Source organism: Sphingobium sp. RS1 (assembly GCF_056156825.1).
Genome location: NZ_JBLZXE010000002.1, coordinates 241,893 through 259,219, shown reverse-complemented (window position 1 = coordinate 259,219; position 17,327 = coordinate 241,893). Strand labels below are relative to the sequence as shown.

15 protein-coding genes and 1 tRNA gene are annotated in these 17,327 nt (G+C 64.7%); 9 read left to right on the top strand and 7 right to left on the bottom strand.

The window, feature by feature from the left end; genetic code table 11:
• Positions 1-29: 29 nt before the first annotated feature.
• The 4 genes from ACNHGR_RS02915 to ACNHGR_RS02900 all read right to left on the bottom strand — a co-directional run bounded on the left by ACNHGR_RS02915 (position 30) and on the right by ACNHGR_RS02900 (position 3,384).
• Entirely contained in the window at positions 30-332 is a 303-nt protein-coding gene (locus ACNHGR_RS02915) for a DUF6538 domain-containing protein (RefSeq protein ID WP_475284043.1), read from the bottom strand.
• 93 nt (positions 333-425) lie between these two features.
• Positions 426-502 (bottom strand) — tRNA-Ile (locus tag ACNHGR_RS02910).
• Between the two features lie 25 nt (positions 503-527).
• Positions 528-1,565, bottom strand: a complete 1,038-nt coding sequence (locus ACNHGR_RS02905; protein WP_184264316.1) for a polysaccharide deacetylase family protein — start codon at positions 1,563-1,565, stop codon at positions 528-530.
• Between the two features lie 46 nt (positions 1,566-1,611).
• Positions 1,612-3,384, bottom strand: coding sequence for a sensor histidine kinase (locus ACNHGR_RS02900; RefSeq protein WP_475284042.1), 1,773 nt, complete (start codon positions 3,382-3,384; stop codon positions 1,612-1,614).
• 202 nt (positions 3,385-3,586) lie between these two features.
• On the opposite strand from ACNHGR_RS02900, the gene ACNHGR_RS02895 reads away from it, so the two are divergent.
• Positions 3,587-4,060, top strand: a complete 474-nt coding sequence (locus ACNHGR_RS02895; RefSeq protein ID WP_056681816.1) for an Lrp/AsnC family transcriptional regulator — start codon at positions 3,587-3,589, stop codon at positions 4,058-4,060.
• A gap of 38 nt (positions 4,061-4,098) precedes the next feature.
• Here the strand turns inward: ACNHGR_RS02895 and ACNHGR_RS02890 are convergent, their stop codons facing one another.
• Positions 4,099-5,346, bottom strand: coding sequence for a hypothetical protein (locus ACNHGR_RS02890; RefSeq protein ID WP_475284041.1), 1,248 nt, complete (start codon positions 5,344-5,346; stop codon positions 4,099-4,101).
• 97 nt (positions 5,347-5,443) lie between these two features.
• Positions 5,444-6,718 carry a hypothetical protein gene (locus tag ACNHGR_RS02885; RefSeq protein ID WP_184264310.1) on the bottom strand — a complete coding sequence of 425 codons (1,275 nt, stop codon included), beginning with the start codon at positions 6,716-6,718 and terminating at the stop codon, positions 5,444-5,446.
• Positions 6,719-6,995: 277 nt separating this feature from the next.
• Here ACNHGR_RS02885 and gyrA point away from each other — a divergent pair, with 277 nt between their 5' ends.
• The gene (gene gyrA / locus ACNHGR_RS02880; RefSeq protein WP_475284040.1) at positions 6,996-9,686 is read left to right on the top strand and encodes a DNA gyrase subunit A; all 2,691 of its coding nucleotides are present in this window, start codon (positions 6,996-6,998) and stop codon (positions 9,684-9,686) included.
• On the top strand, positions 9,683-10,030 hold the full coding sequence (locus ACNHGR_RS02875) for a DUF952 domain-containing protein (protein ID WP_475284039.1): 348 nt from the start codon (positions 9,683-9,685) through the stop codon (positions 10,028-10,030). The genes gyrA and ACNHGR_RS02875 overlap by 4 nt, the downstream gene beginning before the upstream one ends.
• Positions 10,031-10,213: 183 nt before the next feature.
• On the opposite strand, the gene ACNHGR_RS02870 is transcribed toward ACNHGR_RS02875, so the two are convergent.
• Complete coding sequence (locus ACNHGR_RS02870; RefSeq protein WP_475284038.1) at positions 10,214-11,329, bottom strand: glycosyltransferase; 1,116 nt, start codon at positions 11,327-11,329, stop codon at positions 10,214-10,216.
• 55 nt (positions 11,330-11,384) lie between these two features.
• Here ACNHGR_RS02870 and ACNHGR_RS02865 point away from each other — a divergent pair, with 55 nt between their 5' ends.
• The 6 genes from ACNHGR_RS02865 to ACNHGR_RS02840 all read left to right on the top strand — a co-directional run bounded on the left by ACNHGR_RS02865 (position 11,385) and on the right by ACNHGR_RS02840 (position 17,305).
• Complete coding sequence (locus ACNHGR_RS02865; protein ID WP_475284037.1) at positions 11,385-12,257, top strand: lysophospholipid acyltransferase family protein; 873 nt, start codon at positions 11,385-11,387, stop codon at positions 12,255-12,257.
• A gap of 32 nt (positions 12,258-12,289) precedes the next feature.
• Complete coding sequence (locus tag ACNHGR_RS02860; protein WP_475284036.1) at positions 12,290-12,931, top strand: phosphoribosylanthranilate isomerase; 642 nt, start codon at positions 12,290-12,292, stop codon at positions 12,929-12,931.
• Between the two features lie 99 nt (positions 12,932-13,030).
• Complete coding sequence (trpB, locus tag ACNHGR_RS02855; protein ID WP_475284035.1) at positions 13,031-14,272, top strand: tryptophan synthase subunit beta; 1,242 nt, start codon at positions 13,031-13,033, stop codon at positions 14,270-14,272.
• Between the two features lie 2 nt (positions 14,273-14,274).
• Positions 14,275-15,087 carry a tryptophan synthase subunit alpha gene (gene trpA, locus ACNHGR_RS02850; RefSeq protein WP_475284034.1) on the top strand — a complete coding sequence of 271 codons (813 nt, stop codon included), beginning with the start codon at positions 14,275-14,277 and terminating at the stop codon, positions 15,085-15,087.
• Positions 15,084-15,932, top strand: a complete 849-nt coding sequence (accD, locus tag ACNHGR_RS02845) for an acetyl-CoA carboxylase, carboxyltransferase subunit beta (RefSeq protein WP_475284033.1) — start codon at positions 15,084-15,086, stop codon at positions 15,930-15,932. The genes trpA and accD overlap by 4 nt, the downstream gene beginning before the upstream one ends.
• A 38-nt stretch (positions 15,933-15,970) precedes the next feature.
• Entirely contained in the window at positions 15,971-17,305 is a 1,335-nt protein-coding gene (locus ACNHGR_RS02840; protein WP_475284032.1) for a bifunctional folylpolyglutamate synthase/dihydrofolate synthase, read from the top strand.
• The last annotated feature ends 22 nt before the right edge of the window (positions 17,306-17,327 follow it).

Sequence of the window (17,327 nt, the reverse complement as noted above, 5' to 3'; positions counted from 1 at the left end):
CCGAAGGCTAGGCCATAGTGACGATTTAATCATTTGAGCCAAAGCATGATGCTCGCGAGCTTGATGAAGCCGAGGAAGTTGGCGGCAAGTTTGTCATATCGGGTAGCGATGCGCCGCCATTGTTTGAGGCGGGCGAAGAAGGCTTCGATACCCCATCTGTGTCTATAGGCGATGACATCATAGGTCCGGCGGATGCTGCGATGTTTACGTGGCGCGATATCCTTAGTCCGTAGGGACAGCATGATTTCGCGTTTACCGAGAGCTAAACGCAAATCATCAGGCACAATGCGCCGAAAATAGTAAACTGAGCCGCGCTTGGAGAGGTAGGACATGGGCGTTTCCATAACTGTTACAGATGTAACAGACGCCTGCAAAAAATACCTATCTTTCAACGTTTCCCAAGCCTTTCAACGGCTTAGGAACGATGGTGGGCCCGGCAGGACTTGAACCCGCAACCTATCCGTTATGAGCGGACAGCTCTAACCAATTGAGCTACAGGCCCCACCTTGCGCTGCCGATAGGCAGCATCACGCCGCTTGGCAAGCCCGTCCGTGCATGGGGACGGCTGCAATGAACTGATCGAGCGTTGCCGGCCCCACGCCCCGACGTGCCAGATGCGCCAAGACGCCATCCCACCAGGCATAGAAGGCCGTCCGATCGCCTTCGTTGCGGACATAGGGCGTATGGCCCGGCTCCAGCGTCGGCGAATGGAAGCTGAAATTGAGGACGGGTACACCTTCCTCGATCAGTGCGTCGATCGCGGCGATCGCCTCGTTCAGCGGCACGCCTTCCGGGGTCAGCGGAATGCGGCTCAGCATGCGTGCCCGCGACAATGCACCGGCTAGCGGTCCCATCGCCTGCGCGGCGCGATACAGCCGCTCCCCGCCACCGCGCAGCATCCCGGCAAAGGCGGTCGAAAGCGGCAGTTCGATCAGCGACCGGGTCGGCCCCGCCCAATAGGGCGTTTGCGGCAGTCCGTGGAAATCCGGGCCATGCTGATGAGCATAGTCGAAGCGGCTGCGCACTGAACTGTCCAGGCGGAACCCCGCTTCTTCCAGCAATCGGGCGCTGTTCAGGCCAACGCCGTAGCGGCCGGCCCGATAGGCGATCGGGCGGCGGCCAAAACGCTGCTCGATCCGCACGCACAGCGCCTCCAGCTTGGCGCGCTCCACATCGACGGGCAGGAATCCGACATAGCTGTTTGTGGCGTTGACCGCTTCGACATGGGGCGGGTTGACCCAGGGATGGAGATGCGCGCCGATATCGGCGGCACCATCGCTCGCCCATTGTCCCATCATCGCGGCGGCTGCGTCATCATCGATCACCGGATAGTCGGTGACATAGATGGGCTTCACCCCGGCGGCGGCAAAATAGGCCTGCCCGCGCGCCATGCCGGCCAGCGCCGTTACGCCATGCCCGACGCGGCTGAACGGCGCGTCCCAGTCAAATTCCTCCTCGGTATCGACGAACAGCATGAAGCGGGTGCCGAAGGCCGGGTCGAGCCGGATCATATCCTGCGCCAGCGGCGGCTGGAGCAGATTGCCATCATGGTACGGAACAGTCATGCCCAACCTCTATCGCCCAATGGTTGCGATAGGGTTTCTCTGCCCCTCAGCCAATATCCGCCATGCCACCAGCCGCCGCTACGGCGGGGATGGTCAGCAGCAGGCGGCCCGGCTCGATGACGAGGCCGCCACCGCTGGTCGCTGCCAGCCCGCGGATCAGGCGCAGCGAAAAGCCCAGCCCCAAAAGCGGCCCGTCCACCCAGTCGCCCGAGCCGTCATAGCCCGGATCGAGCAATTGCGTTTCTTCCATGCCGGCCAATGTGGAGGGGCGATCGACGGCGAAAACCACCCGCCCCGCCCCGCCATCGGGCTGGAACCAGCAGGCGCCGGTCACGACCTCGCTCTCCGGCGCGACCGACAGGACGGTACGCAGCAGATGCTGCACCATGCGTTCGCCCTGCACCGGATCGATCCGCACCTGCGGCAGGCCGGGCGCGATGGCGATATCGATGTCCGGCGCGCCCTGATCGCGGAAGCGGGTGGCGACCTGCGTCACCAGCAGTGCAGGGTCGATCAGTTGCGGCATGGTCGCACCGTCGCCGCGCGATACGCGGGCGGCGAGGTCCAGATCATCGAAGGCCGCTAGCAGATGCCGCGCATCGACCGCGATCTTGCCGGCCATATCGCGATAGGCGACGCCGGCCGCACCGAACAGTTCCTGCTCGATGATCTCGGCAAAGCCCAATATGGCATTCAGCGGCGTACGCAGTTCATGCACCAGTTGCCGCAGCGAATCCGCCGACAGGCCGGCGATCGCCATGGCGGCGGGCCGGGGCTCGCTGGCAACCTCATGCAGGAAGGGGCGGCGCGCCTGCCCCCGATAGCCCTGGAACCGGCCGGACCGGCTGTCGAAGAAGGGCGTGGCCGACAGGCGCCATTCGCCCGTCATCGAACCGCCGACGATGGTGAAACGGCCATTCTGAAAGGCGCTGCGCCGCGCGAAGGCACCGGCGACATGGGCATCGGGACCGCTATCCCCGTCCAGCGCGACATCGCCCAGCGCCAGCCCGATCAATGCGGCGCGCGGCCCCTGATCGATCCACAAAATCACCCCTTCGGCATCCGTCTCGAACGCGAAATTGCGGGGTGCAGGTGTCGCGCCGACATCGGAATTGGCGGCTTCGGGCGGCTTTCGATTGCTGGTGAAGCGGGCGATCCGGTCGACCAGATTGCGGATCTGCCCTTCGTCCCCCGACTGGCTGCGCAGCGGCGTCACATTGGTCGCGGCCGGCGCCGGCGGATCGAACGGCGCAGGCTCCCTGACAGACGCAGGCCCGGCAGGCTCTGGCCCCGCAGGCGCCGGCTCGACATCGACCTGCATCTCCGCGCTCAGGATCATATCCTCATCGCCGACCATGTCGCGTCGCTCGGTCGACAGCACCAGATCATGCGCGCCGAACGCTTCGAGCGCCTGCCGCGTCGTCGCGCCGATATCGCGCCGGCCACGCAGCACGCCCCGCGCCGTCGGCGTCAAATGGGACAGCAGGTCGACCCAGGCCGCATCGGGCAACTGGGCACGCGCGGCGGCGGCGGCGGCGATCGACGGCCGGTCATTGGCGAAGAAGGCGACCAGGCTGGGCGATCGCAACCGACCGCCCAGTTCCACCACCGTCGCGATTCGTTGCGTTTCAGTCAGTTGCGGTCGCAATGCCGTCAGGCGATCGAGCAAGGCGCCTCGTTCCGCCGGGTCCAGCAACGCCCGGTCAGCCCGGTCGCGCTGCGCCAACAGGTCGACGCACTGGCGCCACAACGTCACCGCGCCCAGCCCGCCGCGGTCTTCCGCTGCCAGAACTGTCTGCAAGAGATCGTTGAAACGCACCAAATTCCCCAATTTTAGAGGGTTACAACCCTATGGCCGGCCCGACGCCGCGACCACCTTCCTCACCGATAGGCGCTTAGCCCGAAAAGGAAAAGGCCCCGATCCCGCGAACGAAAGCGATCGTCGCATAGTGGGACAATTGCAATGCTCTGAAACATTATTATGATGGCCCGCGCAAACAGGACAGGAAATAATCGAAATAATGGCCGGCCCCAATATCGACGACATCGACATGCAGATCCTGGGCGAACTGCAACAGGACGGCAGGATGACCAATGTGGAATTGGCGCGTAAGGTCGGCCTGACCGCGCCTCCCTGCCTGCGTCGCGTCCGCGCGCTGGAGGAAGCAGGCGCGATCAAATCCTATCATGCGGTCGTCGACCCGGCGATGCTGGGCTATACGATCACCGTCTTCGCCATGGTCAGCCTGAAAAGCCAGGCCGAAGCGGATCTGAAGGCGTTCCAGGATCATGTCGCATCGCTGCCCGAAGTGCGCGAATGCCACATGCTGAACGGCGAAATCGACTTCATCCTGAAGGTGGTGGCGCCCGACCTGCAAAGCTTCCAGCAATTCCTGACGTCGAAGCTGACGCCCGCGCCCAATGTGGTCAGCGTCAAGACGTCGCTGACCATCCGCACGTCGAAGAATCTGCCCGGCGTCCCCCTGCCCGTCTGAACGCACAGCCGGGGGTGGGGCAAACTTCCATTCAGCCGTCAGCCTGCCTTGCGGTTCTGATGTTCGGCCCAGAGCGTCCAGAAGCCGGCGATCGCGGTCCAGTCGCCCGTCACCTGCGCCAGCGTCGCCTGAGCGTTGGCGAGGTCACCTGATCGCGCCAGCGCCACGCCCAGACGGGCGTTGGTGCGGCCGGCATCGACGCCGCCCTTGCTCAGCGCCAGCCGATATTGTTCGACCGCCTGCGGAAACTGGCTGAGCGAGAAATAGCTGTCCGCCGCCGCCAGCGCATCCTTGCCGTTGCTGGATGCCGCTGCCTTCTTCACCTGCGCCGGCAGGGCCGCGATTTCCTTCACCGCCTTGGGCGTCACGCTCTTGAGCAACTGGCTGGTCACGCTCTGCGTCGGCGTCAGCTTGCCCGCGCTGCGGCCGGCTTCGATGATCGCCTTGGCTTCGGCATAATAGCCTGATTTCTCGGCCGCCTGGGCATAGGCCTGATAGTCCCGCTCACTCGCCATCGCCCCATTGGCGGCCTGAAGGCGATAGAGGTCGAGCTGCAATTGCGGCTCCAGTTCGGCCGCCGACTGGTAATTGACCAGCGCCGACCGCCATTGCTCCTTGCCGTCCTGCCGGTTCAGCCGCTCGCGATAGAGCTGGCCCACCTCGGCCCAGTCGCCGGCCTGATAGGCCATGGAAATCGCCCGGTCGATCCAGGCGAGCGGCACGGCCTGTCCGCTTGCCTTTTGCTGGGCGATCGCCGCCTGCACGAAGGGACGCGCCTCCTTGGGCTTGTTCCGGCGCAGGGCGATGTCCGCGCGCAACATGGTTGCGTCCACGCCATCATAGCCGAGCGTCTTGGCATAATCGAGCTGCGCCGTCGCATCCTCATAATTGCCCACGCGATAGGACAGGTAGGCAGCGACGAACCGCAGGCGCGGCGCCTCGCTGCGCGGCAGGGCACTGGTCTTGAACATGTCGGTCAGCGCGACCCGCTGCGCCTGCACGTCTCCGCGCAGTACCGCCAGCTGAAAGCGCATGCCGGCCACGATATAGGCTTCGAAATCATTCGTCGGACTAAGCGCAGAAATGCGCCCGCCAGCGGTCGTCGCGTCCCGCGCCCGAAGCGCCGCTTCAGCCGATTGCACACCAGCGCGGAAGGCATCGGACATGGTGATCGGGGGACCACTGACCACCGGCTGCTTTTTCGCCGCTGCCGGCATGGCGATCATCATGGTCGCAACCGCCAATGCCGCCATCGGCAGGCGGGAAACAAATATATCGTTGCGCATGGCCGCCCCGGCCTCCCCCGAAAATATCGTCATCAAAACAGGAAAGCGGAGGCGCCGCAGCCGTCAATCCGGCCACGGCGCCTCCGCTCGAAAAGGACTAGGCGCCCTTGGTGCCCAGATAGGCGAGCCAGAGATTCGCCACCTGCTTGCGCGACCCGGCCTGCACCGCTTCGAACGCAGCCTTGGCGCCGGCATTGTCGCCGCTCAGCGTCTTGGCGATACCCAGGCGCGTATTCACTTCGTCCGCGTCCACGCCGCCCTTCTGCTTGGCCAGTTCGAACAGCGACACCGCCTTGGCATAGTCGCCATAGCCCAGATAGGCGTCGGCGGTCGCAGCGGCGATCTTGCCGTTGGCGGCCTTCTGCGAATCCGCTTCGGCCGAACCCAGCGATCCCTTGTCGCCGGCAATCTTCGATGCAGCCGCCTGATAGATGTCGCTGGCCGAGCTGGCGTTCAGGACGCCCTTCGAACGGCCCTTGTCGATCACCGACTTCACTTCGCCATAGATGCCGGTCTTCGACGCCATTTCGGCATATTCGGTATAATCGGCCGCGATCACCAGACCGTCCGAAGCCCCCAGGACGCGCAGCACGTCCAGATTTTCGCGGTTGGAGATATTGGGGTTGGCGCGCTGGAACAGGCGGACGAGCGTGCGCAGATTCTGGCCGGTCGGTTCAGCCTGATAGGCCATGGTCGCCCATTCGGTGACTTCGGGCAACTTCGCGGCTTCGGCGCGGCCGACGCCGATCTGGTACCATTGCGCCGGAACCTGCTGGCCCGATGCCTTGGATGCGGCAGCAGCCGCCTTCAGCGCAGCGAGGCCCTTCTGGTTGAAGCCACGCGCCGGCTCGACCGAACCATTGCCCGTGCCAGCCTTGCCGAAATAGGCCTGCGCCAGCGTCGGCTGCACCGCTTCGGCCTTGTAACCAGCCGCCAGCGCCGCTTCGCCGCGCTGAATGGCGAGGTCGTAATTCTTTGCCTGCATCGCCTGATCGGCGGCGATGGCGTTGAACTGGCCTGCCTGCTCCGGCGGCGTCAGGCCGCTATCGAGCATCTGGGTCAGCGCTTCGCCCTGCAGCGCGCTATCCTTCGACGTGATCGAGGTGTTCAGCTTGATCGCGCCGATCTGATATTTGTCGTCATTCGACTGCGCCTTGCTGTCCGCTTCGGCCAGAGCCGCCTTGGCACCGGCGAAATCCTGCGCTTCGGCCGCCTTCTGCGCAGCCTGCAGCGCCTTGATGACGTCGGGCGAGACGTTCAACTTGGGACCAGCCTTCTTCTCTTCCTTTTTCGCGGCGAAGGCGGGTGCCGAAATGGCACCGCCCGTCAGCGCCAGAGCCAGCGCGAGCGCCACCGGGGTAACAAAACGCATGATCCTCATCTCCTTGTGCGCCTGATGGGGGGACCACAGGCGACCTTTCGCGGTTGAGCGCCAAATAGGGGGCGGCGCGTGAACGGCCATTGAACAAGCCTATATCGTCCGATTTTGCAACAGTTATGCGCCCCTTTCGTTCCGCCTGCGATCATATCCGCGCATCACGGCGCCCTGCATGCACATGCGGGCGCGCGATCCTGTGCGAGGGGTGACAGATTTGTTTCGCTCGGCTAGGGATCGAGCAACAGAATCCATCCTGAAAAAGAGAATCGCATTGACCGACGAGACTGTCCTCGCCGACCCTTCGGACATCAGCCCCATCTCCATCGTCGACGAGATGAAGGCCAGCTATCTCGATTACGCCATGTCCGTCATCGTCGCCCGCGCCCTGCCGGACGTGCGAGACGGGCTGAAGCCGGTGCATCGCCGCATTCTCTTCTCCGCCCAGGAATCGGGCTTCGTCTACAACCGCCCCTATCGCAAGTCCGCCCGTCTGGTCGGTGAAGTCATGGGTAAATATCACCCCCATGGCGACAGTTCGATCTACGACGCCTTAGCCCGCATGACGCAGGACTGGTCGATGCGCGTCCCGCTGATCGACGGTCAGGGCAATTTCGGTTCGATGGACCCCGATCCGCCAGCCGCCATGCGTTATACCGAAGCGCGCCTTGCCAAGGTCGCGACCTCGCTGCTGGACGATCTCGACAAGGACACCGTCGATTTCCAGCCCAATTATGACGCCTCGGAAAACGAACCACAGGTTCTGCCTGCTCGCTTCCCCAATCTGCTGGTCAATGGCGCAGGCGGCATCGCGGTCGGCATGGCCACCAACATCCCGCCGCACAATCTCGGCGAAGTGCTGCGCGCCTGCCTTGCCTATATCGACAACCCCGGCATCACCACCGACGAACTGATCCAGATCGTCCCCGGCCCCGATTTCCCGACAGCGCCGCTGATTCTGGGCCAGTCGGGCGCGCGTAGCGCCTATCACACAGGCCGTGGCTCCATCATGATGCGCGCGCGTCATGATGTAGAGGAAGGCCGCGGCGACCGCCGTTCGATCGTCCTGACGTCGATCCCCTATCAGGTCGGCAAGTCGGGCCTGGTCGAAAAGATCGCCGAAGCCGCCAAGGACAAGCGGATCGAGGGCATCAGCGACATTCGCGACGAATCGAGCCGCGAAGGCGTGCGCATCGTCATGGACCTGAAGCGCGACGCCACGCCGGACGTCGTCCTCAACCAGTTGTGGCGCAACACCCCCGCGCAGTCGAGCTTCCCCGCCAACATGCTGGCCATCCGTGGCGGCCGCCCCGAACTGCTCGGCCTGCGCGAGATCATCGAAGCCTTCATCAAGTTCCGCGAAGAGGTCATCACCCGCCGCACCAAGTTCGAACTGAACAAGGCGCGCGACCGGGCGCATATCTTGCTCGGCCTCGTCGTCGCGGTCAGCAATCTCGATGAGATGGTCAAGATCATCCGCGGTTCGTCCAGCCCGGCCGAAGCGCGCGAAAAGCTGCTGGCGCGCGAATGGCCGATCGGCGAAGTCGCACCCTATCTGCGTCTGGTCGAAGCGATCGAAACCGAAGTCACCGGCGACATCTACAAGCTGAGCGACATTCAGGTCCGCGCCATCCTCGACCTGCGCCTGCACCGCCTGACGGCGCTCGGCCGCGACGAAATCGGCAAGGAACTGGCCGAACTGGCCGAAGCCATCGCCGAATATCTCGCCATTCTGGGTGACCGCGTGAAGCTCTATGCGTTGATGCGCGAAGAGCTGGAAGCGATCGAAAGCGAATTCGCTACGCCGCGCCTGTCCGAAATCACCGCTGCCGCCGACGGCATCGAGGACGAAGACCTGATCGAGCGCGAGGAGATGGTCGTCACCGTCACCGTGCAGGGCTATATCAAGCGCACTCCGCTCGAAAGCTTCCGGGCGCAGGCGCGCGGCGGCAAGGGCCGTTCGGGCATGGCGACCAAGGATGAGGATGCCGTCACCGAATTGTTCGTGACGTCGACCCATACGCCTGTGCTGTTCTTCTCGACCGCCGGCAAGGTGTATCGCATGAAGGTGTGGCGCCTGCCCGAAGGCGGTCCCGCCACGCGCGGCCGCCCGATGGTCAACCTGCTGCCGCTGGGGCCGGGCGAAACCATCCAGACCGTCCTGCCGCTGCCAGAAGATGAGGATAGCTGGAAGGATCTGCACGTCATGTTCGCGACCGCGAACGGCACCGTGCGCCGCAACAGCATGGACGCCTTCGCCAACATCCCGTCGAACGGCAAACTCGCCATGCGCTTCGACGAAGGCAGCGACGATCGCCTGATCGGCGTCGCCCTGCTGACCGAAGAGGATGACGTCCTGCTCGCCACCCGTCAGGGCAAGGCGATCCGCTTCGCCGCCACCGACGTGCGCGAATTCCAGAGCCGCACCTCGACCGGTGTGCGCGGCATGACGCTCAAGAATGACGACGAGGTCATCTCGCTGTCGATCCTCAAGGGCTTCGACGCCACCCCGGACGAACGCGACGCCTATCTGCGCGCCGCGCCATGGAAGGATAATGACGCCGAATCGACCCTGCCCGCCGAACGCGCGGCTGAATTTGCGGCGGCGGAACAGTTCATTCTGACCGTCTGCACCAACGGCTATGGCAAGCTGTCGTCCGCCTATGACTATCGCCGCACCGGCCGCGGTGGTCAGGGCATCACCAATATCGACAATATCGCCCGCAACGGCCGCGTCGTCGCCAGCTTCTCCGCCACGCAGGCGAACCAGTTGATGCTCGTCACCGATCAGGCGAAGCTGATCCGCATGGGCCTCGACAGCCTGCGCGTCATCAGCCGCAATTCGGCCGGCGTTCGCCTGTTCAACGTCGCCGACAATGAACATGTCGTCAGCGCCGCAAAGATCGAGGAAAGCGACGAAGCGGGCGAAGCACCGGAAGCCGGTTCGGAAGCGACGGAGGCGTGAGCGACCTCTTCGCCTACAAGGTGCTGACGGCCGACCAATATGACCGGTTCAAGGCCGACGGCCTGTTCAAAGGCGCGCCGATCGACCTGACGGACGGCTATATCCACATGTCGACCCGCGATCAGGCGGCCGAGACTGTGGCCAGGCATTTCGCGGGTCAGGATCGGCTGGTCATGCTGATGATCGACCTCGCCCCGTTCGGCGATGCGGTGAAGTGGGAAGTGTCGCGCGGCGGCGCGCTCTTCCCCCACCTTTATGGCGACCTGCCGATCAGCGCGGTCGCCGGCAAGGTCGTCCTGCGCATCGGCGATGATGGCGCGCATCAGTTCCCGGCGGGGTTTTAAGACCGACTTCCACCCAACATCCGTTCGCCCTGAGCCTGTCGAAGGGCGCGCGCGCAACGCAAAACTGTCCTATTCAGTGTAGAGGTGATAGACGCTCTACCAGCTGCGACCTCAATCTCCACCACGACATAAAATATCCTATTCCCGCATCGAAATTTCAAAATCAGCGGGAAATGTGTGAAGTTAAGCGCCGCGCACCATCTCGACCACCCTGCCGCGCCTGACCCGATAGACCCAGCCTCCCCAGCGGATATGGTTGGAAAGGGCAGACTGCCCCTGCACCGCCAGATGCGCCCATGTCACCACAAAGGGCGCAACCATATCCCACCAGAGCGAGCGCCGCGCCTGCCCGACCTGCCCGGGCTCCAGTACGCCCGCGATGATCCGCCGCCGCACCAACGCCCGGCACCAGGCCGCGCCATAGCCGACCGCGATCGCCGTCCAGCCGCCCCAGACCAAAGCCCAGAGCCAGAACCCAGCCTGCACCGCGACAACCCCCGTCGCCAGCGCCCACATACCGACGCTGTTGGTGACGATATGCCGATATTGCCGCACGCCGAACCCCAGCAACTCAGCGACACCGCCCTCCAGCGGACTGGCCACCAGCAGGTCGCGCACCGGCCGCAGCCGCAACTGCGCACGCCAGCCGGCAAGGCCAATGCTCATGTCATCGGACAGCCGCCCCGCCAGCGCCGCATCCAGATCCAGCCGGTCCGCAACGGCGCGGGACAGCGCCATGGCCCCGCCCCATGGCATCGTCGCGCTGGCGAAGCGCGGCAGCGTCGCCAGTTGCATTTCCACCGCTCCAACCAGCCCCGCCATGCCCCCCTGCCCCGGCAGCAGCAGCCGATAGCCGGTCGCGATATCCGCCTTGCCGCGCACCAGCGGAAAGAGCAGTCGCCCGACCAGTCGCTCCGGCGGCAAGATATCGGCGTCGATGAAGACCAGCCATAAGTCGTCGGGCCGCAAAGCCCGCAGCGCCGCCCGCAGCTTGTGGACCTTCTGCCCCTCATCCTGCGCCACGCCGGCCGCAACGACCTGCACCCACTCGCCTTCCCGCGCCGCCAGCGCTTCTGCCGCCGGGCAATCGCCCGATGTCGCGATCAGCAAGCGAAAGGGCGCGGTTTGCGCCTTCAACCGGGCAAGCAGATCCGGCCCACCGTCCCAATCATCCCGCACGCTCAGGATGACCACCGCCCCATCCGGCGCCTCTTGTCTGCGGTCGACCGGCAGGTTGCGCCAATAATTGACGACGCCCAGCACGGTCAGCGCCTGAAGGCCGATCCAAACCCAAAGCATCACTGTCGCCTGCGCCCCTTTACCGTGTCACCCGCTGCTGTATGACGCTTGGGCGATGCTCTCCAACCCCTTTCTCTTCTCCCTGATGCGTCATTTGCCCGCACCGACCGCAAGCTGGCTAGGCGGATGGCTCTCCGCCAACGTGGCGCGCCGCAGCATGAAGCTGCGCGACGCCCGCGCCCGCACCAACCTTGCCATCTTGCGTCCCGACCTGCCCGAAACGGAACGGGAGGCCATCCTGACCCGGCGCTGGGTCAATATCGGCCGCACCATGGGCGAACTCGCCAATATCGACCGGCTGGTGAATGACGCCCATGTGACGGTGATCGACAAGGCCGCCTATCAGGCTGTCCTTGACGGCCCCGGTCCGATGATCGCCTTCACCGCCCATCTCGGCAACTGGGACTTGCTGGCCGCCCATATCAAATGGTCGACGGACCGGCCGGGGTTGGGCGTCTATGAAGCGCCGGAAGACCCGAAGATCGCGGCCCAGCTCAAGAAAGCCCGATCCAGCTACATGGGCGAGGCGATCGGCGGCGAAGGCGCGGCGCGCGGGGTGCTCAAGCATCTGACGCAGAAGGACCGCGCGACCCTCTACATATTGGCGGACGAACGGCGCGACCGGCAGGTCTGGTTCCCGACATTCGGCCGCCCTCTCGAACCATCAGGCAATCTGTCCATCGCCCTGCGGCTGGCGCGCAAGGTCGGCGCCAAATTCCTGCCCTTCTACCTCGTCCGCACCAGCGGACCGCATTTCGCCCTGCACTGGCACCGGCCGCTCGATCCCGCGACGATGAACGACGCGGAAATCGTCGCCACGCTCGACCGTTTCCTCGGCGACGCCTGCGTCACCCATGCCGACCAGTGGCTCGCCCTGCACGACATGGACCTGACCCAATCGGACCACTCGCCTGCCACCGGCATGTGACTTGGCCGCTCCGACGGTCTAAAGGCGCACCCATGTCCCGACTCGCGATCAAGATTTGCGGCCTGTCGACGCCCGAAACCGTCGGTGCGGCCGTGCAGGCGGGGGCGAGCCATATCGGCTTCGTCCACTTCGCCAAAAGCCCGCGCCATGTCGCCCCGGACCAGATCCGCGCGCTGGCCGCCTCCGTCCCCGCCCATGTCGAACGGGTTGCCGTGGTCGTCGATCCGACCGACGAGCTACTGGCCGAACTGGTCGCCACCGGCGCGCTGAGCGCGTTCCAGTTGCATGGCAAGGAAAGCCCGGAACGCGCCGCCGCCATCCGCCAGCGTTTCAACCTGCCGGTGTGGAAAGCGATTTCGGTCAAGACCCGTGCCGATATCGACGCGGCCAATGCCTATGCCGGCGTTGTCGACCGGCTGCTGTTCGACGCCAAGACGCCCGATGGCGCGGCGCTCCCCGGTGGCATGGGCCTGCGCTTCGACTGGACGCTGCTGCGCGGCGCGCCGATCGCCGCACCATGGGGCCTGTCGGGCGGCCTTGGCATCGAAAATGTGGCGGAGGCCGTGCGCATCACTGGCGCGCCTCTGGTCGACGTTTCGTCGGGCGTGGAAGACGCGCCCGGCATCAAGAGTGTGGACAAGATCATGGCCTTCTGCAAAGCGGTTCAGCCATGATGATGCTGAACATCCCTGCCCCGCGCATCGAAGGACGATGGCGCTGATCGCTTGCCCAATTGAAAGCGAACGCCCCATATTGTCCCTGGAAAGATAGTCATGACCGATACCGTTACCCTGCCCAACAGCCTGCGCAGCCAGCCTGACGCCAACGGCCATTTCGGCGCCTTTGGTGGCCGCTATGTCGCCGAAACGCTGATGCCGCTGATCCTGGAGTTGGAGAAGGTCTATAAGGAAGCGAAGGCCGATCCCGCCTTCGACGCGGAATATGCCGAACTGCTGCGCTCCTATGTCGGCCGCCCCAACCCGCTTTATTATGCCGAGCGGCTGACCGAAGCGCTACGCGTCAAGGCGGAGCCGGGCAAAGGCGCCAAGATTTACCTGAAGCGCGAGGAACTGAACCACACCGGCGCGCACAAGATCAACAATTGCATAGGCCAGGCTTTGCTCGCCCGCCGCATGGGCAAGAAGAAGGTCATCGCCGAAACCGGCGCGGGCCAGCATGGCGTCGCCACCGCGACCGTCGCCGCCCTGTTCGGCATGGAATGCAAGATCTTCATGGGCGCCAAGGACGTAGAGCGGCAGAAGCCCAACGTCTTCCGCATGAAGCTGCTCGGCGCGGAAGTCATTCCGGTCCATTCGGGATCGTCCACGCTCAAGGACTCGATGAACGACGCGCTGCGTCATTGGGTGTCGAACGTGCACGACACATTCTACATCATCGGCACCGCCGCCGGCCCGCACCCCTATCCCGAACTGGTCCGCGATTTCCAGTCGATCATCGGCAAGGAAACTCGCGCTCAGATGCTGGAAGCCGAAGGCCGCCTGCCCGACCTGCTGATCGCCCCGGTCGGTGGCGGCTCCAATGCCATCGGCATGTTCCATCCCTTTCTGGACGACGCAGACGTCGCGATGATTGGCGTGGAAGCGGCCGGCGAAGGCTTGGACAAGAAGCACGCCGCCAGCCTCGCCGGTGGCAAGTCGGGCATCCTGCACGGCAACCGCACCTATCTGCTTCAGGACGAGGACGGCCAGATCACCGAAGCGCACAGCATTTCGGCCGGCCTCGACTATCCCGGCATCGGCCCGGAACATAGCTGGCTGCACGAAATCGGCCGGGTAAAATATATGCCGATCAAGGATGACGAGGCGCTGGACAGTTTCCAGACGCTCTCCCGCCTGGAAGGCATCATCCCCGCGCTCGAATCCGCCCATGCCGTCGCCGCAGCCGAACAGGTCGCGCCCACGCTGGATGCGGACAAGATCATCGTCGTCAATCTGTCAGGCCGGGGGGACAAGGATATCTTCACCGTAGCCGACGCTCTGGGAGTGGAGATGTGAGCATGACTGACCGCCTCACCACCCGCTTCGCCGCCTGCAAGGCGCAGGGCCGCGCTGCCCTCATCACCTTCGTGACCGCCGGTGATCCGGACGTCGCCGCCATGCCCGCCATCCTCGACGCGCTGGTCGCGGGCGGCGCCGACATCATCGAACTGGGGATGCCCTTTACCGATCCGATGGCCGATGGCCCCGCGATCGAACTGGCGAACCTGCGCAGCCTCGGCTCCGGCACGACGACGAAGGATATCTTCGCGCTCGCCGCCGATTTCCGCGCGCGCCATGCCGACACGCCGATCGTGCTGATGGGCTATGCCAATCCGATGCTGATCCGCGGCGCCGACTGGTTCGCCGACCAGTGCAAGGCGGCCGGCGTCGATGGCGTCATCTGCGTCGATATCCCGCCGGAGGAAGACGCCGAAATCGGTCCTGCCCTGCGCGCGGCCGGCGTTCACCTCGTCCGCCTCGCCACGCCGACCACCGATGCGGCGCGGCTGCCCGCCGTGCTAAACGGCGCCAGCGGCTTCCTCTATCATGTCTCCGTCGCGGGCGTGACCGGCAAGCAGTCGGCAGCGCAGGCGTCGATCGAAATCGCCGTCAACAAGCTGAAAGCCGCCACCGACCTGCCGGTCGCCGTGGGCTTTGGCGTGCGCGGGCCGGAACAGGCCGCCGCCATCGGTCGTATTGCCGATGGCGTGGTCGTCGGCTCCGCCATCGTTGACATTATCGGGTCGCACGGCGATGCCGCCGCCCCCTTCGTCCAGGACTTCGTCGCCACCCTGCGCGACGCCCTTTCTATTCGGGAGACAGCCGCATGAGCTGGATCAACCGCGTTCGTAACGCCCTGCCCTTTACCAAGAAGGAAACCACCGCCGAAACGCTGTGGCACAAATGCCCCTCCTGCAAGGAGATGATCTTCATCAAGGAGTGGGAAGAGAATCTGTCCGTCTGCCCGCGTTGCGACCATCATGGCCGCATCGGCCCGTCGGAACGGTTCGAACAGATACTGGACGCCGGCTTCATCCTGCTGCCGACGCCGCATGTGCCGGAAGACCCGCTCAAGTTCCGCGACTCCAAGCGCTATCCCGACCGGATCAAGGCCGCCCGCGCCTCGACCGGAGATCAGGATGCATTGATCAACGCGCGCGGCGCGATCGACGATGTGCCTTTGGTCATGGGCGTACAGAATTTCGCTTTCATGGGCGGTTCCATGGGCATGGGCGTCGGCGCGGCCTTCATCCAGGGCGTCAATGACGCAATCGCCCATAAATGCCCCTATGTCATCTTCACCGCCGCCGGCGGCGCGCGCATGCAGGAGGGCATATTGTCGCTGATGCAGATGCCGCGTTCCACCGTGGCGATCCAGAAGCTGCATGCGGCCGGTCTGCCCTATATTGTCGTGCTGACCGATCCGACCACGGGCGGCGTCACCGCCAGCTATGCCATGCTGGGCGACATCCAGATTTCGGAGCCCAATGCCCTGATCGGCTTCGCCGGCCAGCGCGTGATCGAAAGCACGATCCGCGAAAAGCTGCCCGAAGGGTTCCAGCGCGCCGAATATCTGCTCGATCATGGCATGATCGACATGGTCGTGCATCGCAGTGAGTTGCGCGACACGCTGGCCCGCGTGATCGGCTACCTGACGCCGCGCGCAGCCGCCTGATCCACACATAAACGCGCGATAGGGGGGAGCAGCGCGCCATGGCAGACCACGCCGTTTCGGACGATCATCGGGTTCAGGCACAGTTGGACCGCCTCTGGTCGCTCTCCCCCGGCGCGGATGTGCTGGGGCTGGAGCGGATTACCAAGCTGCTGGAGCGGCTGGATAATCCGCATCGGTCGCTGCCCCCTGTCTTCCATGTCGCTGGCACCAACGGCAAGGGATCGACCTGCGCCTTCCTGCGCGCCGCGATGGAGGCGGACGGGAAAAGCGTCCATGTTTTCACCTCCCCCCATCTGGTGCGCTTCAACGAGCGTATCCGCATTGCGGGGCAGTTGATTTCGGACGAACAGCTTGCCCGCTATCTGGAGCGTGTGCTGGATATCGCAGAAGGCGTGAACGCCAGCTTCTTCGAGGTGACGACCGCCGCCGCGTTCCTCGCTTTTGCCGAGCATAAAGCGGACGCCTGCATCATCGAAGTGGGCCTGGGCGGGCGTCTCGACGCGACCAATGTCATTACCGATCCTGTCGTGTGCGGCATCGCGCAACTGGGCATCGACCATCAGGCCTTTCTGGGCGACACGCTGGAAAAAATTGCAGCGGAAAAGGCCGGCATCGCCAAGGCCGGCGCGCCGCTGGTGACTCAGCGCTACGCCGAATCGCTCTTCCCCGCCATCATGGACGCAGTCGCCAAGGCGCCGACCCGCTGGCTTGGCCAGGGCGATGCATGGGACGCGGCGGTCTACCGCGACCGGATGCATTATCGCGACGATCTGGGCCGGCTGGAGACGCCCTTGCCGCGCCTGGCCGGCGCGCATCAGGTACAAAATGCCGCCCTCGCCTTCGCCATGCTGCGACATCAGAGCGCCGTACCGCTGTCCGAAGCAGCGCTGAAGGCCGCGCCGCTCTGGGCGCATTGGCCTGCGCGGCTGCAACGGCTGGACCATGGTCCGTTGCTGCGATCGCTACCCGAAGAGACGACGGCCTGGCTGGATGGCGGCCATAATGCCGGCGCTGGCGAGGCGATCGGCGCCTTCTTTTCCACCGACCGGCTGGAGGGGCAGAAGTTGCACCTCGTCATCGGCATGTTGGCCAACAAGGAAGTGGACGCCTTCCTCGCGCCCTTCGCAGGCAAGATCGGCCATATCCACGCGCTGCCGGTGCCGGGCCATGACCATCATCCGCCCGAACGTTTTGCCGCCATCGCCGCCAGATGGGGGATCGGCTGCACCGCGCATAAGGCGGTGAGCGAAGCCATAGGCACGATCGCTGCCGAATGCGCCGCGGCGGGCGAACACGCACCAAAGCTGCTGATCGGCGGCTCGCTCTATCTGGCGGGCGAAATTTTGCGACTGAACGATCAGTTGCCCGATTGATAACACTTGCGACTGACTCGCA